Origin of the sequence: Nonomuraea sp. NPDC001831 (assembly GCF_042892035.1) — a bacterium.
GTDB lineage: Bacteria > Actinomycetota > Actinomycetes > Streptosporangiales > Streptosporangiaceae > Nonomuraea.
Genome location: NZ_JBIATU010000025.1, coordinates 69,795 through 84,365 on the forward strand (window position 1 = coordinate 69,795; position 14,571 = coordinate 84,365).

General features: G+C 73.5%; 13 protein-coding genes. 4 read left to right on the forward strand and 9 right to left on the reverse strand.

What is annotated here, in order from left to right; translation table 11 throughout:
• Positions 1-14 precede the first annotated feature (14 nt).
• The 3 genes from ACFYYW_RS45605 to ACFYYW_RS45615 are packed head-to-tail and all read right to left on the reverse strand — an operon-like array spanning position 15 to position 2,579.
• A complete protein-coding gene (locus tag ACFYYW_RS45605) occupies positions 15-338 on the reverse strand; it encodes a VOC family protein (RefSeq protein WP_352319442.1) in 324 nt (107 codons plus the stop codon).
• Positions 335-697: a Zn-ribbon domain-containing OB-fold protein gene (locus ACFYYW_RS45610; RefSeq protein WP_387659974.1), complete on the reverse strand. Its 363-nt coding sequence runs from the start codon at positions 695-697 to the stop codon at positions 335-337. The genes ACFYYW_RS45605 and ACFYYW_RS45610 overlap by 4 nt, the downstream gene beginning before the upstream one ends.
• A gap of 10 nt (positions 698-707) precedes the next feature.
• Positions 708-2,579, reverse strand: coding sequence for a protein kinase (locus tag ACFYYW_RS45615; protein ID WP_387659977.1), 1,872 nt, complete (start codon positions 2,577-2,579; stop codon positions 708-710).
• 178 nt (positions 2,580-2,757) lie between these two features.
• On the opposite strand from ACFYYW_RS45615, the gene ACFYYW_RS45620 reads away from it, so the two are divergent.
• Together ACFYYW_RS45620 and ACFYYW_RS45625 are read left to right on the forward strand one after the other, a co-directional pair.
• On the forward strand, positions 2,758-3,348 hold the full coding sequence (locus ACFYYW_RS45620; protein WP_387659980.1) for an isochorismatase family cysteine hydrolase: 591 nt from the start codon (positions 2,758-2,760) through the stop codon (positions 3,346-3,348).
• Positions 3,348-4,085 (forward strand): SDR family NAD(P)-dependent oxidoreductase, encoded by a 738-nt coding sequence (locus ACFYYW_RS45625; RefSeq protein WP_387660070.1) that lies wholly within the window; start codon positions 3,348-3,350, stop codon positions 4,083-4,085. The genes ACFYYW_RS45620 and ACFYYW_RS45625 overlap by 1 nt, the downstream gene beginning before the upstream one ends.
• 14 nt (positions 4,086-4,099) lie before the next feature.
• On the opposite strand, the gene ACFYYW_RS45630 is transcribed toward ACFYYW_RS45625, so the two are convergent.
• Positions 4,100-5,398, reverse strand: coding sequence for a serine hydrolase domain-containing protein (locus ACFYYW_RS45630; protein ID WP_387659983.1), 1,299 nt, complete (start codon positions 5,396-5,398; stop codon positions 4,100-4,102).
• A 29-nt stretch (positions 5,399-5,427) separates the two neighbouring features.
• Between ACFYYW_RS45630 and ACFYYW_RS45635 the strand changes: the two genes are divergently transcribed.
• Positions 5,428-6,336, forward strand: a complete 909-nt coding sequence (locus ACFYYW_RS45635; protein WP_387659985.1) for a cyclase family protein — start codon at positions 5,428-5,430, stop codon at positions 6,334-6,336.
• Positions 6,337-6,571: 235 nt separating this feature from the next.
• On the opposite strand, the gene ACFYYW_RS45640 is transcribed toward ACFYYW_RS45635, so the two are convergent.
• Genes ACFYYW_RS45640 through ACFYYW_RS45650 form a run of 3 tightly spaced genes read right to left on the reverse strand, consistent with a single transcriptional unit; the run spans position 6,572 to position 10,339 of the window.
• Positions 6,572-8,059, reverse strand: coding sequence for an AMP-binding protein (locus ACFYYW_RS45640; protein ID WP_387659987.1), 1,488 nt, complete (start codon positions 8,057-8,059; stop codon positions 6,572-6,574).
• A 2-nt stretch (positions 8,060-8,061) separates the two neighbouring features.
• Entirely contained in the window at positions 8,062-9,129 is a 1,068-nt protein-coding gene (locus tag ACFYYW_RS45645) for an LLM class flavin-dependent oxidoreductase (RefSeq protein WP_352319977.1), read from the reverse strand.
• A 46-nt stretch (positions 9,130-9,175) separates the two neighbouring features.
• Positions 9,176-10,339, reverse strand: coding sequence for an MFS transporter (locus ACFYYW_RS45650; RefSeq protein WP_387659990.1), 1,164 nt, complete (start codon positions 10,337-10,339; stop codon positions 9,176-9,178).
• A 74-nt stretch (positions 10,340-10,413) separates the two neighbouring features.
• On the opposite strand from ACFYYW_RS45650, the gene ACFYYW_RS45655 reads away from it, so the two are divergent.
• Positions 10,414-11,415 (forward strand): ROK family transcriptional regulator, encoded by a 1,002-nt coding sequence (locus tag ACFYYW_RS45655; RefSeq protein WP_352319973.1) that lies wholly within the window; start codon positions 10,414-10,416, stop codon positions 11,413-11,415.
• Between the two features lie 39 nt (positions 11,416-11,454).
• Here ACFYYW_RS45655 and ACFYYW_RS45660 read toward each other — a convergent pair whose 3' ends face one another.
• Together ACFYYW_RS45660 and ACFYYW_RS45665 are read right to left on the reverse strand one after the other, a co-directional pair.
• Complete coding sequence (locus ACFYYW_RS45660) at positions 11,455-12,885, reverse strand: ATP-binding protein (RefSeq protein ID WP_387659993.1); 1,431 nt, start codon at positions 12,883-12,885, stop codon at positions 11,455-11,457.
• Positions 12,882-14,531: an FAD-dependent oxidoreductase gene (locus ACFYYW_RS45665; RefSeq protein WP_352319969.1), complete on the reverse strand. Its 1,650-nt coding sequence runs from the start codon at positions 14,529-14,531 to the stop codon at positions 12,882-12,884. Before ACFYYW_RS45665 ends, ACFYYW_RS45660 begins: the two co-directional genes overlap by 4 nt.
• Positions 14,532-14,571 lie beyond the last annotated feature (40 nt).

A 14,571-nucleotide genomic window follows, 5' to 3' on the forward strand; every position in this document is an offset into this window, starting at 1 on the left:
GGGGGGCCTCCAGGTCAGAGGGGCGAGTAGAGCACGAACGTGTTTCCTGAGGGGTCGCGCAGCACGGCCCGCCTCTCGTGCGGCCCGTCCTCGGGCGCGCGCACCACCTCGGCCCCGCGCGCCGCCATCTCGCGCACCGTGACCGCCACGTCGTCCACCTTGTACGACGGCGCCGCCGACGCGGTGACGTGCTCAGCGGGACCGGCCAGCGCCACGGTGACGCCGCCGCCGTCCAGCGCGGCGAACCTGTCGCCGTCCCTGAACTTCACCGGCAGGCCGTAGAAGGCGATCGCCTCGTCCAGGTCGGCTACGGGGATGAGCACGTTGCCGAGCTTCACACGGGCCTCCAATGCGGCAGATCGTCCACGAACGTCACCCGCACCGGCATCCCGACGCGGACCTCCTCCGGCGAGCACCCCACGACGTGCCCGAACGCGCGCACACCCTCGTCCAGGTCCACCCACGCCGGCACGTACGGCTCCCGCCCCCGGTAGCCGGGCGCGAACGACCGGTGCACGACGGTGAACGTGTGGACCGTCCCCGTGCCCCTGGCGGGATCGGCGGCCATCTCGCCGCCGCCGCACGACGGGCACGACGGCTCGGGCAGGCAGCCGCGGCGGCCGCAGCTCAGGCAGCGCCGGATCACCAGCTCGCCGCGCGCCCCTGCGGCGCCGGTGGGGGAGGTCTCACCGCTCATCGCTGCCAAGCTAGCGCACGCTTGGTTGCCGAACAAGAGCCCGGGAGCCTGCCGGGGAGGCGGCCTCCGTGAGGTAGGTGGTTCCCGGCGTGGGATGTGCCACGGGCGGGCTGCTGACCGGTGGCGTCCCTCCCGAGGTCGGGTGCGCCACGGGCTGCCCGCCGGTCGGGGACGCGGCGTCGGTCGGGGACGCGGTGCCGGTCGGGGTGGGCGGTGCGGAGCGGGTCGGCGGGACGGTGCAGGCGGGGCCGTCCACCGCGACCTCGCTCACCTGCGGCCCGTTGACCGCCGCCGGCTCGGTCATGACGACGATCCCGAGGTAGGCCCGCACCCCGCAGTCCACGCTCCCGGGATCGTGCCGGACCCCGCTGGTGTAGGCGGTGCTGCCGCGCAACGTGAGGGTCTCCCGCCGCACGGTGGTGACCGGCCCGTCGCCGAGCCGCCGCGTGTACGCGATCCGCAGCCGCACCGGTCCCGTGCCGTCCGCGGACACCCTGATCGCACCGGCCGAACCGCTCCACCGCGCGATGCTCGCCTCCCGCACGGCGGGCGGCGGCAGGGCGGTCCCGCTCTGCGCCCGCGTCGGCACCGTCGTCGGCACCGTCGGCGGCACCGTCGGGGGCGCCGTTGTGGGAACTGTCGGCGGCACAGGCGGCGGCGCGGCACTGGTCGGCGCGGCCGGGCCGGTCGGGACGCGTGGCCCGCCGGTGGGCGCGGGCGGGGACGCGCTGCCGCGGGCCGTGGCGGGCACGCTCCTGCGGGGCGTCGGCGTGTGGGCGTCGACCGGCGCCGAGTTCAGCTCGCCCGGCGGCTTCGGCTGTGGCATCAGGATCGTGCCCGCCCCCGGCGACAGCCGTCCGCCGGAGATCACCAGGGCGATCGCCACGGCGACCACCGTCGCGCCCGCCACCCACAGGTGCGGCGGCAACGCGGGCAGCCGGACCGCCCGCCCCCGGATCCCGGCCGGGACGCGGGCGTCCTGCTCGGTCCTGGCCGCCAGCGGGAAGCGCAGCGCCAGCAGCGTGGCCAGTTCGGCGAGCCGGCGGCGGCCCCGCTGTTCCCAGCCGGGCCCGTACCCCGCGACGGCGTCCTCCTCCAGCTCGGCCGCGAACTGCCGGGCCGAGGCGTACCGGGTCGCCGGGTCCTTCGCCAGCCCGCGCCTGAGCAGGTCGCGCAGGGCGTCCGGGACCACCTCCAGCGGCACCGGCGCCGTCAGGTGCAGGTCCCGCAGGGCCGCGACGTCCTGCTCGCCGTCCCCGCCGTTCCCGTCCTCCTTGTACGCCCGGTAGGGCGGCCGTCCCCTGACCGCCTCGAACAGCACGCAGGCCGCCGCGTACAGGTCGGCCGGCGGCCCCGCCCGTCCCTGCGTCCACAGCTCCGGCGACATGTACGCCGGGCTCCCCGCCGGCACCCCCGGCTCCTCGGCGTGCACGACGACCCCGAAGTCGGCCAGCTTGCTCGTGCCGTCCGCCTGGACCAGGACGTTCTCCGGCTTGACGTCCCGGTGCGGCACGCCCTTCTCGTGCGCGGCGGCCAGGGCGGCGAGGATGCCCTTGAGCAGCACCAGGGCCGCCTCCGGGGCCGTCCGGCCGTGCTCGGCCAGCAGCGTGCGCAGCGAGACGCCGTCCACCAGCTCCATGACGACGGCCGCCCGGGCCGGGGTCTCGACGTACTCGTAGAGGCGGACGATGTTGGGGTCGTCGAGCTCGACGAGCTGATGGGCGTCGGCCCTATAGCGGTCCATGAACTCGGGGTCCCTGCGCAGGGTGGCGTTCAGGTACTTGATCGCGACGTAGGCGCCGGTGGACTGGTAGGTGGCGAGGAACACGCGGCCGGTGCGGCCCGCGCCGAGCTGACGAACTTCACGGTAACCAGGGACCAAGTCCAACCCCCATCAGCCATGCCGTCGTGCATTCGACGGTCTCACCCGGGGTGTGGGTTGTCACGTCTGGAGAAATTTCGCCCTTTGTGATGAACGGTGACGCCCGGTGAGGGTGTGGGCGCGGTGTTATGCTGTGGCGAACCCAAGCAAGCGCTCGGCTAAATGACGGAGGGTGCGGGTGGAGCGGTCGGCCGTGCTGGTGATGGAGATGCAGCGCGGGGTCGTCGGCGACCTCACGAAGTTTCCGGATTTGGTGGCGGCCTGCGCCCGTCACGACGTCGTCCCCAACGCCGCCCGCGTCCTGCGCACGGCCCGAGCGGCCGGGCTCCCGGTGATCCACTGCACGGCCGCCTTCCGGCCGGACCGGGCGGGCTCGCACACCGGCAACTGCCCGTTCATCGTCTCCCTGCTCAAGGACCCCGCGCACATGCTGGAGGGCACGCCCGCCGTGGAGGTGCTGCCTGAGCTGCGCGAGGACGGCGACCTGGAGAGCCGGCGGCACCACGGGTTCTCGCCGTTCACCGGCACCTCGCTGGACATGACGCTGCGCTCGCTCGGCGTCTCGTCCGTGGTCGCGATGGGGGTCTCGCTCAACCTGGGCATCCCGGGGCTGGCGCTGGAGGCGGTCGACCTCGGCTACCGGGTGACGGTGGTGCGGGACGCGGTGGCCGGGATCCCCGAGGACTACGCCGAGGCCGTCCTGCGCAACACGATCAGCCTGCTGGCCACCCGCGTCGCCGCGGCCGACCTCGTCCGGGCGTGGACGTGATGGACGGCCTGCGCCTCGACGGCCGCGTCGCCGTCGTCACCGGGGGAGCGGGCGCGATCGGCACGGCGGTCGCCACCGACCTCGCCGCGCTCGGCGCCCGCGTCACCGTCGCCGACGTGGACCTCCCGGGCGCCCGCCGGACGGCCGCGGCGCTGCCCGGCGCGCGGGCGCTGGCCGTGGACCTGGCCTCGCCCGCCTCCGTCGAGGCGTTCTGCGCCGAGGCCGGGCCCGTGGACGTGCTCGTGCACAACGCCGGGGTGTCGATCGTGCAGCCGTTCACGGCGAGCGACCCGGCGGACTGGGACCTCATGTGGCAGGTCAACCTGCGCGGCCCGATGCTCATGACCAAGCTGCTCCTGCCCGGCATGACGGCCAGGGGCTGGGGGCGGCTGGTGTTCGTCTCCTCCGACGGCGCCAGGGCCGGGTCGGGCGGCGAGGGCGCGTACGCGGCGACCAAGGCGGGCCTGTTCGGCCTGGCCAAGACGCTCGCCCGGGAGGCCGCGAGGGGCGGGGTGACCTCGAACGTCGTCTGCCCCGGGCCGACCGACACCCCGATGCTCCGGCGCGTCTCCGAGGCCGAGCCGGGGCTGGTGGACAAGATCGCCAAAGGGATCCCGCTGCGCCGGCTCGGCTCGCCCGCCGACGTCGCGGGGCTGATCGCCTACCTGTGCACCGACCGCGCCGCCTACATCACCGGCCAGACGCTGTCGGTGAGCGGCGGCGTGACCATGCAGTGACGCGCGCCGTGGGGTCACAGACAGCGGTAGACCGCCTCGATCAGGCGCAGGCCGCGCAGGTTGCCGGTGAGGCTGTCGGCCATCCGGTTCATCACGTACCCGAAGGCGAGCTTGCGGTCGGGGTCGCCCATGCCGAGCGAGCCGCCCATCCCCGAGTGGCCGAACGCGGTCGCCGACGGCATCGGGAACGCGAACGACGGGCGCATGTAGCCGAGGCCGAACGCGGTGTCCATGAACAGCACGCGGTCGGGGCCGCTGACGCGGGGGCGCAGGGCGTCCTGGAGGGTCGCGGAGCTCAGCAGGTCGCCGCCGACCAGCGCGCGGTAGAACCCGGACAGGCCCTTGGCGGTGGTGACGACCCCGGCGGCGGGCCATCCGGCGCGCAGGATCACCGGGTTGTTCGCGCCGCCTTCGAGCAGGCGGATGGCGGGGTTGCCGAGCGCCCGGTTCATCAGGCTGCCGGGGTCGAGCGCCGCCCGGCCCATCTCGCCCAGCAGATCCCGCCCCCCACCGTCGCCCGGCCCGTTCCCGCCGCCGGAGGGCGCGGGGCTCTCGGGGGCGGGTGGGGGAGTGGGGGAAGTTCCCGAGGCGGGCGCGGGGGCCCCAGGGGTTCCCGAGATGGGCGTGGAGGTTCCGGAAGCTTCCGAGGCAGGCGCGGGGGCGGGGTTCTCGGGGTTGGGGCGGGGGCGGGCGGGGGCCCTGAGGCGGGCGGCGCGGGGGATCACGTCGTCGGGCGCGCCGACCCACAGGTCCAGCCCCAGCGGCCCGGCGATCTCCGCCGCCACCAGCTCGCCCACCGACTTCCCGGTGACCCGCCGCACCACCTCCCCGACCAGGAAGCCGTACGTCAGCGCGTGGTACCCGTGCGCCGTCCCCGGCTCCCACAGGGGCGTCTGACCGGCGAGCCGGGCCGCGATGGCCGGCAGGTCCTCGAACTCCGCCACCGGCACCGGCGTCTCGATCACCGGCAGCCCGCAGGAGTGCGTCAGCACGTGCTCGACCGTGATCGCCTCCCTGCCTCCGGCGGCGAACTCCGGCCACACGTCGGCGACCGGCGCCCGCACGTCCACCAGCCCCCGCTCGGCGAGCCGCAGCAGCACGGTGGCCGCCACGGCCTTCGTGCACGAGTAGGCGAAGGCCGGGGTGTCCGCCTCCCAGGCACGTCCCGTGTGCCGGTCGGCGACGCCGTCCCACAGGTCGACGACCAGCTCGCCGTCGAGGTGGACGGCCACCGCCGCGCCCAGCTCCTCGCCCTCGGCGAAGTTCCGCTCGAACGCCTCCCGCACGCGGGAGAACCGGGGATCGCAGTACATCAGACCTCCGCAGGAAAGGAAGCGCTTACTTGGTGCACGAGCCTAACAACTGGGGACGATTCGGCCCAGACGATCAGCGGGGCACCCTCAACCTGCTGACCCCCGCCGTCGTCCTGGAGGCCCTGCGCAGCGCCGTCACGGGCGAGGTGCTGAGCCTGGCCATGCCGATCAGGGGAGCCACCTCCTCGGCGGCCGCCACGACCGTCCCCCACCTGCGGGGCCGCCCGCTGCCGCAGCACTTCATGTCCGTGGACGGCGGCGACTACGCCGCCGGCGCCCGGCCGGTCGGCGACGGCCTGCGGGTGGCCGACGACGCCCTGCTGGTCAGCCACCACGGCACCACCACCCACATGGACGCGCTGTGCCACATGTGGACCGGCGACCGGCTCTACAACGGTCACCCGGCCGCCCGCGTCCGCTCCTACGGCGCCACCAGGTGCGGGATCGAGCACGTCGGCGGCGTGGTCGCCAGGGGCGTGCTGTTCGACGTGCCCCGGCGGCTCGGGCTCGACCACCTGCCGGCGGACTTCCGGATCCCGGCCGGGCTGCTGGAGGAGATCGCCACGCCGCGCCCCGGCGACGTCGCGGTGGTCCGTACGGGATGGCCGCTGGTGTGGCAGCGGTCGCACGAGGAGTACTGGGCGGGGCAGCCGGGGTTGTCGGCGGAGGCCGGCGCCTGGCTGGCCGCCCGGGACGTGTCGGCGGTGGCCTGCGACAACGCCGCCGTGGGCGGCCTGAACGAACGTCAGCTCGCCGACGAGTGCGCCGCCGACGACCTGCACCTCATCCTGCTCCACCGGCACGGCGTGCACCTGCTCGAGATGTTGTGGCTGGAGGAGCTGGGCGCGGCCGGACGGACGGAGTTCGTCTTCGTGGCCGCGCCGCTGCGCATCGAGGGAGGCACCGGCAGCCCGATCACCCCGCTCGCCGTCCTGTGAGCGCGCCGGGTCACCAGGTGACGGGCAGGCTCCTGACGCCGTAGACCGAGGCGTCGTGCTTGACCGGCACCTCGGCCGCCGGAACGGCCAGCCGCAGGCCGGGGAAACGCTCGAACAGCGCCCGGTAGCCGATCCGCAGCTCGATCCCGGCGAGCGCCCCCGCGCCGCGGCTCGGCGACGCCCAGGACGCCGTAGGAGATCGCCGACGGCATGGAAGGGGAGAAGCGGGCGCGGGTCAGGCGCCCGGGTAGTTGCCGCCGCCGTACGCGGCGTCGAGGGCGTCGTAGTCGGGGGTGAAGCCCTGCTTGGGGATGGCGTCGGCGAACACCACCTCCCGCGGCCTCTTGTACGCCGCCAGCTCACCCCTGACGTGCGCGACCAGGTCCTCCTGCGAGGCGGCGGCGTCCGGCCTGAGCACCACGACCGCCTTGACGGCCTGGTGCCAGCGCGGGTCGGGCACGCCGATCACCGCGGCGTCGGCGACGGCCGGGTGGGTCCTGAGCGCGCGCTCGACCTCGGCCGGGTAGATGTTCTCGGCGCCCGACTTGATCATGCGGAGCCGGGGGCCGATGAAGGTGATGGTGCCGTCGGGTTCGCGGCGGCCGAGGTCGCCGGTGTGATGCCAGCCGTACCGCGACTTCTCCGCATTTAAGTCGGGCCGGGCGAAATATCCGGAAAAGAGGGTCTTGCCCCTCGCGCAGATCTCGCCCACCTCGCCTGCCGGCACCTCCGCGCCCTCCGGATCCAGGATGCGCACCTGGACCAGCGGCGACGGCCGTCCCGCGAACCCCGCCCCGCCCTCGGCCAGCCCCAGGAAGGTGAGCATGCCGCCCACCTCCGTCTGCCCGTACCCGCCCATCTTCGAGCGGCACCAGGGAGAGTCGTCCACGGTGATCATGTCGTCCCACTCGGCGGAGTGGGCGACGAAGCGCAGCGAGGACAGGTCGTACTTGCCGCCCGCGTTCGCCGCGGCGACCGCGTCGATCATCGGCCCGAACAGGAACGCCTGCGTCACCCGCTCGGCGTCGACCAGCCGGCAGACCTCCTCGGCGTCGAAGGCGGGCGTGAACACGTTCGTGCCGCCGATCTGGAGGGTGGCCAGGCAGAACATCATCGTCCCGACGTGGAAGAGCGGCCCGTCGTTGAGGAAGGTGAACCCCGGCTCCATCTGCCGTACGACGAGCAGCGTGGCGCTGTGGGCCACCAGGGCGGCGCTGCTGAGCAGGGCGGCGCCCGGCCGCCCCCCGAAGGCGGCGGTGTAGAGGGCGAGCACCGGTTCGGCGTCGTCCACCTGCGGGAACTCGCGCAGCGAACCCCCGGCGACCAGCTCCTCGTACGCCTCGCCCGCGCGCACCCACGTCGCCTCGTCCGCCAGCTCGGCGGCGGTGTCGGAGTGCTCCCAGACGACGACCCGCGGCGCCAGGTCGGCCAGGACGAAACGCAGCTCGTCCCCGGACTGCCGCCAGTTGGCCGGGCAGAGCACCGCGCCCAGGCGGGAGCAGGCCAGCAGCAGCTCCAGCACGGCGTGCGAGTTCTGGCCGAGCCACATCACCCGCTCGCCGGCGGCCACGCCGCGCCCGGCCAGGGCGTCGGCCAGCCGCGTCACGCGGGCGTCCAGCTCGGGGTAGGTGAGCCGCACGTCCCCGTCCACCACGGCGGTGACCAGGGGGCGGCTGCGGGCGTGGTCGGCCAGCACGTCGGACAGGGTGAGGCTGTGGATCATCGTCATCCTCCTGCGGGGGCGAAGGCCGGCATGACCTCGGCGGCGAAGAAGCGCATGACCCGCTTCATGTCCTCCAGCGGCATGGGCCTGGTGCTGCCGAAGTCGCACAGGAGGTTGCTGAAGCCGGCGTCCCTGAGCAGCGAGATCTGCTCGATCACGCGGGCGGGGTCGCCGATGACCTCCAGCTGTTCCCAGCGGAAGTCCGGCGAGACCGAGCCGCCCTTGAGGTAGCGGTCCTGGTAGTACTCGAAGCCCTCGGCGGCCTTGCCGGTCCTCGGGTCGATGGGCGCGCTGCGCTCGTTGAAGATGCGCGAGCGGTCGAAGGACGCCTCGAACCTGGCCTGGTCCTCGCGGGCCCGCTCCAGCGTGGGGGCGACATAGACGCTGCGGGCCACCACCAGGTCGGCCCCCGCCGGGTGGCCGGCCCGCGCCGCCGTCTCCCGCCAGGTCTCGGCCGCCTTGACGACCTTGCGGAACGTCGCCGCGGGGTCGGCCAGGACGGGCAGGCCGCGCTCGGCGTACATGGTGACGGTCTCGGGGGAGACCGCGGCCACGTGCAGCGGCGGGTGCGGCGACTGCAACGGACGCGGTACGAGCGAGACCTCGGCGCCGGTCCGGTAGAACTTCCCCTCGTGCCGGTACGACTCCCGCGTCCACAGCCCGAGGATCACCTCCAGCGCCTCGTTGAACCGGTCGCGCGCCTCGGCCAGGTCGATCCCGAAGCCCTCGAACTCGAAGCTCTGGTACCCCCGCCCGATCCCCAGGTCGAGCCGCCCGCCGGAGAGCACGTCCACCTGCGCGGCCTCCTCGGCCACGTGGACGGGGTTGTGCAGCGGCAGCACCACGATGCCGGTGCCGAGCCGGAGCCGGGAGGTGCGGGCGGCGGCGTGGGCGAGCATGGTGAACAGGTTGGGGGCCACGCCGTAGTCGCGGAAGTGGTGCTCGGCCAGCCGCACCCCGTCGAAGCCCAGCTCCTCGGCCAGTTCGATGAGCTCCAGATGGTAGTCGTAGACGTCCTTGAAGCTCTGGCCGTCGAAGCGGTGGAAGAGGTGGAAGGTCGAGAACTTCATGCGGCGGCCTCTCCGTATGTAAACCAAGCGCTCGCTTGGGAGCGTATCACGCCGGCTGCCGCTCCAGGACCACCTCCGTGGCGGCCGCGCGCGGCCGCAGCACCGGCGCGAGCAGCGTGAGAGCAACCAGGATCCCCGTGATCAGCGCGAACGCCGCCGGGTACGACACGCCGTCGGCCACCCATCCCGTCACCGCCGGCGCGGTCAGCCCCGACAGGTACGTGATCGTCGCGACCCCGGCGACCCCCTCGCCCGGCGTGGGCCCCGCGTTCCCCGCCGCCGCGAACACCAGCGGCACGATGACCGCGACCCCCAGCCCGACCAGCGCGAACCCGACGATGCCCAGCGCGGGCGTGCGGGCCAGGACCACCAGCACGCCGCCCGCGACCGCGACGATCCCGCCCGTCCTGACCGCCCGCACCGGGCCGGTCAGGCGCACCACCCGGTCGCCCAGCAGCCGGGCCCCGGCCATGCAGAGCATGAAGATCGTGTAACCCGCGGCGGCCACGCCGGGCCCGGCGTCGGCGACGTTGGTGAGGTAGACCGCGGCCCAGTTGGAGCTGGCGCCCTCGGCGAACGTGCCGCAGAAGCCGACCACGCCGATGGCCGCGATGGCCCGCGAGGGCAGGGCGAACCGGCGCGGCGCGGGCCCGGCGGCGGCCCGCGGCCCGTCGGGCAGCAGCCCGCGCCCGGCGATCCCGCTCGCGACCACCAGGACGGCGGCGACGACGCCCAGGTGCAGACGGGCGTCGATGCCGGCGTGCGCGGCCAGGGTGCCGAGGCCGCCCGCCGCCAGGCTGCCGACGGCCCACATGCCGTGCAGGCCGGAGATGACCGGCTTCTTCAGATGCCGTTCGAGCGTGACGCCGTGGGCGTTCATGACGACGTCGCACATGCCGGCCGACGCGCCGTACAGCAGGAAGATGACGAACAGCCAGACGGGGGCGGGGGCGAAGGCGGGCAGGGCCAGGCCGCCGCACCACAACGCGAGCAGCGCGCGCGTGGTGGCGCGGCTGCCGAACCGGTGGGCCAGGCGGCTGGCCAGCGGCATCGCCGCGAAGGCCCCGATCGAGGGGCAGAGCAGCGCGAACCCGAGCATCGCCGCGCTCAGGTGGACGTGCTCCTGGAGCCACGGGATGCGGGTGGCGAAACTGCCGGCGACGGCTCCGTGTGCGGCGAAGACGGCCGCGATGGCGCGATGAGGGCTCATGGCCAGAGAAACTATCAGGCAACCTTCCTGATGAAAAGAGCTATCAGGGAGGCTTCCTGACTATTATGGGCGGCGTGAAGACCGCGACCCCGTCCATGGCCCGTGCGATCAACGACCGGCTCGCCCTCGACCTGCTGCTGGAGCACGGTCCGCTGACCGCCCCGCAGCTTCGTGAGCTGACCGGCCTGTCCAGGCCCACCGTCTCCGACCTGATCGAACGGCTCAAGGGCGGCGGCCTCATCGAGGAGGCCGGCGAGCGCGGCGAGGACCGTCGCGGCCCCAACGCCCGCCTCTACGCGCTGGTCGCCGGCCGGGCCCACGTCGCCGGGGTCGACCTGCGCCGCACGGCGATCAAGGTCACGGTCGCCGACCTCACCGGCCAGGTGGTCGGCTCGGCCGTCCGCGAGATCTCCGGCGACCTGGTCGCCCTCGTCGCGGCCACGGTCGCCGAGGCCGCCGCGGGCCGTCCGCTCGACAACGTGGTCATCGGCGCGCCCGGCCTGGTCAAACCCATGGACGGCGAGCTGGCGGTGGCCAACGACGTGCCCGGGTGGCGGCCCGGCCTGGTGGGCGCCGTGCGCGAGCGGCTGGGCGTGCCCGTCGTCCTGGAGAACGAGGTGAACCTGGCCGCCGTCGCCGAGCTGCGCACCGGCGCGGCCCAGGGCAGCGACGACTTCGTGCTGCTCTGGCTCGACGACGGCATCGGCGCCGCGGTCGTGCTCGGCGGGCGGGTGCGGCGCGGCGCGTCAGGGGGCGCGGGCGAGATCGGCTTCCTCGACGTGGAGGGCACGCCGTTGTGCATCCTGCTCCAGAACACCACCCGCCCCGAGGAGCTGGCGCGCCGGGTGGCCAAGGGCGCCTTCGCCTTCGTCACCCTGCTCGACCCCGGCCTGGTGGTGCTCGGCGGGGCCACCGGCCAGCAGGGCGGCGACGAGCTGGCCGAGCAGGTCGCCGTCCGGCTGGGCGAGCTGTCGCCCGCGCCCACCGAGGTCAGGGCCACCCGGGTCGGGGGCAACGCGGTGCTGGAGGGGGCCGTGCTGACAGCCCTCGACACGGCGCGGGACAACGTCTGGTGACCCGCGCCGCGCCGTAAGGCCCGCCTCAGACGGTCCGGCTCACTGGACGGCGGCGGGCTCGCGCAGCGGCAGGCGCACCTCGAACCAGGTCTCGCCCGGCACCGAGCGCACTTTGATCTCGCCGCCGTGCCGCCCGGCCACGATGCGGTAGGAGATGTCCAGGCCGAGCCCGGTGCCCTCGCCCACGCTCTTGGTGGTGAAGAACGGCTCGAAGATCCGGTCCTTGATCGCCTCGGGCACGCCGGGGCCGGTGTCGCCGATCTCGACGATCGCCTCGTCCTCGTCGTGGGCGGTGCGGACGGTCAGCGTGCCCTCGTCGCCCATGGCGTCGAGGGCGTTGTGGATCAGGTTCGTCCACACCTGGTTGAGCTCGCCCGCGTAGCAGGGGATGAGCGGCAGCGTGCGGTCGTAGTCGGTGACCACGCTGACGCCCGGCGGGGTCTTGCCGCGGAAGATGGCGATCGTGCTGTCGAGCAGGTCGTGCACGTCGATCATCTGGAACGGCGCCCGGTCCATCTGCGAGTACTGCTTGGCCGAACGGATCAGCGAGGTGATGCGCTCGGTGGCCTCGGTGACCTCGTTGAGCATCTGGGAGATCTCGACGGCCTCGGCCAGCCAGTGGAGGGCGGCCGGGGTGTGCTCCTCGCCCACCTTGCCGCGGATCTTCTGCAGGTACTCGGCGGTGAAACCGGCGTTGACCAGCGCGGGAGCCAGCTCCCACGCGTCCTCGACGCCGACGTCCTCCAGCGCCTCGCCCAGCTCGTCCTCGGCGTCGGAGATCTCCAGCGGGGAGCGCTGCGGCTGGTTGCCCAGGTTGCTCGTGCACGCCTCCTGGGCCTCGATCAGCGTGCGCAGCTTCTCCGGCGGGATGCCGGCCTCGGCGAGCTGGGCCAGCTGGATGCGGGACGCCTTGATCAGCGAACGCAGCTCGCTCACCGCGCGCACGGCCGCCGCCGCCGGGTTGTTCAGCTCGTGCGTGAGCCCGGCCGTGATCGTGCCGAGCGCGGTCAGCCGCTGCCGCCGGTCGATGATCTCCCGCTGCATGCGCCCGCCCGACATCATGCCGTCGAGCAGGTGCATCGCCATCGGGAACCACTCGGCCACGATGTAGGCGAACTTCTTGGCGGGCAGCAGGAAGATCCGCGAGGGCGCGGTCGCGCGCAGCGTGTGCTGGTAGGTCTCCGGCGCCCGGTCGCCCAGGTAGGCCGAGGTCGCGCCGCCGTACACGCCGGGCTGGGAGGCGCGCGGCATGGCGACGGTGCCGGCGCTGACCGTCTCGTTGATCATCTGCACCTCGCCCTCCAGCAGCACGGCGAAGCACTCGGCCGGCTCGCCCTGCCGGACGATGTCCTCGTCCTGGGCGAACGAGCGCACCCGGCCGCTGGCGGCCAGCTTGCCGAGCTGCTCGTCGGTCAGCCGCTCGAACAGGAAGAGTTTGCGCAGTTCGTCGATGTCGACGGTGTCGGTCATTGCTTCTCCAGATAACGATGCACCAGCGCGACGGCCATCGCGCCCTCACCGACGGCGGAGGCGACCCTCTTGATCGACTCGGCCCGCACGTCCCCCGCGGCGAACACGCCGGGCACGTTGGTCTCCAGGTAGTAGGGCTCGCGGCGCAGCGCCCAGTTGCGCGGCCGCCTGCCGCCCTGCACCAGGTCGGGCCCGGTCAGCACGAACCCCTTGGCGTCCCGCTCGATCGTCTCGCCCAGCCACGACGTGTACGGCTCGGCCCCGATGAACACGAACAGGTACTGGGCGTCGACCGTGCGCTCCTCGCCCTTGGTCGACAGCGTGAGCCGTTCGAGGTGGTCGTCACCGGCGCCGGCGACGACCTCGGTCAGGAGGCTGACCTCGATGTTGTCGATCGCGTTGATCTGCTCGATGAGGTAGTGGGACATGGACTTCTCCAAACCATCACTCCTCACCAACAAATGGACCTTGCGCGCGAATCCCGCCAGGTAGACGGCCGCCTGCCCGGCCGAGTTGGCCGCGCCGACGATGTAGACCTCGTTGTCCTTGCACGCCGGGGCCTCGGTCAGCGCGGCGCCGTAGAAGACGCCCCGGCCGACGAACTCGTCCAGGCCGGGCGCCTCCAGCCGCCGGTAGGTGACGCCGGTGGCCAGGATCACCGCGTGGGCGGCGATCTCCCCGCCGTCCTTGAACCCGATCACCCGGGCCTGCCCGCGCGGCTCCAGATGGGTGACCTTGCGCGCGCTCAGCAGCTCGGCCCCGAACTTCAGCGCCTGCCGGCGCGCCCGGTCGGCGAGCTGCTGCCCGGACACGCCGTCGGGGAAGCCCAGGTAGTTCTCGATCCTGGAGCTCTGGCCCGCCTGGCCGCCCGAGGCGTGCGCCTCGACCAGCACCGTGTTCAGGCCCTCCGACGCGCCGTAGACCGCCGCGCCGAGGCCCGCGGGCCCGCCGCCGACCACGATCAGGTCGTAGAAGTCGGTGGCCGGCGTGGTGGACAGCCCGACCGCGGTGGCCAGCGTGGCCTGGTCGGGGGACTCCAGCGTGGTGCCGTCCTCGGTGACCACCAGCGGCAGGTGACAACCCTCGCCCGCCGCCTTGACGAGCTGCGCGCCCTCGGGGTCCTCGGCCAGCATCCACTGGTAGGGCACGTGGTTGCGGGCCAGGAAGTCCCGCACCTGGTACGAGCGCGCCGACCAGCGGTCGCCCACCACGCGCAGCTCGGGACGGGCCGTGCGGTCGGTCCGCATCCAGGCGTCGAGCTGGCCGTCGATCACCGGGTAGAACTTCTCCTCCGGCGGGTCCCACGGCTTGAGCAGGTAATGATCGAGATCGACCACGTTGATCGCCTGGATCGCGGCGTCGGTGTCGGCATAGGCGGTCAGCAACACCCGGCGCGCGTACGGGTACATGTCCATGGCCGCTTCCAGGAACTGCACGCCGTTCATCTGCGGCATCCGGTAGTCGGCCAGGATCGCCGCCACCTCGTCGCCGCGCAGCCGCATCTCCTTGACCGCCTCGATGCCGTCGTGGGCGGCCTCGGCGCGGACAATCCTGTACTCATGGCCGTACCGGCGCCTGAGGTCACGAGCCACCGCCCGCGACACCCCCGGGTCGTCGTCGACCGTCACGATGACCGGCTTGTCCATTCCCCTACCTTCTCCCCAATGGTCCCTAAGGGAAGGATGT

Excerpts from the sequence above, each read along its gene's own strand:
- ACFYYW_RS45625 (WP_387660070.1), top strand. The coding sequence starts at position 3,348 with ATGGACGGCCTGCGCCTCGACGGCCGCGTCGCCGTCGTCACCGGGGGA.
- ACFYYW_RS45650 (WP_387659990.1), bottom strand. The coding sequence starts at position 10,339 with ATGAGCCCTCATCGCGCCATCGCGGCCGTCTTCGCCGCACACGGAGCC.
- ACFYYW_RS45645 (WP_352319977.1), bottom strand. The coding sequence starts at position 9,129 with ATGAAGTTCTCGACCTTCCACCTCTTCCACCGCTTCGACGGCCAGAGC.
- ACFYYW_RS45640 (WP_387659987.1), bottom strand. The coding sequence starts at position 8,059 with ATGATCCACAGCCTCACCCTGTCCGACGTGCTGGCCGACCACGCCCGC.
- ACFYYW_RS45660 (WP_387659993.1), bottom strand. The coding sequence starts at position 12,885 with ATGACCGACACCGTCGACATCGACGAACTGCGCAAACTCTTCCTGTTC.
- ACFYYW_RS45630 (WP_387659983.1), bottom strand. The coding sequence starts at position 5,398 with ATGTACTGCGATCCCCGGTTCTCCCGCGTGCGGGAGGCGTTCGAGCGG.
- ACFYYW_RS45610 (WP_387659974.1), bottom strand. The coding sequence starts at position 697 with ATGAGCGGTGAGACCTCCCCCACCGGCGCCGCAGGGGCGCGCGGCGAG.
- ACFYYW_RS45665 (WP_352319969.1), bottom strand. The coding sequence starts at position 14,531 with ATGGACAAGCCGGTCATCGTGACGGTCGACGACGACCCGGGGGTGTCG.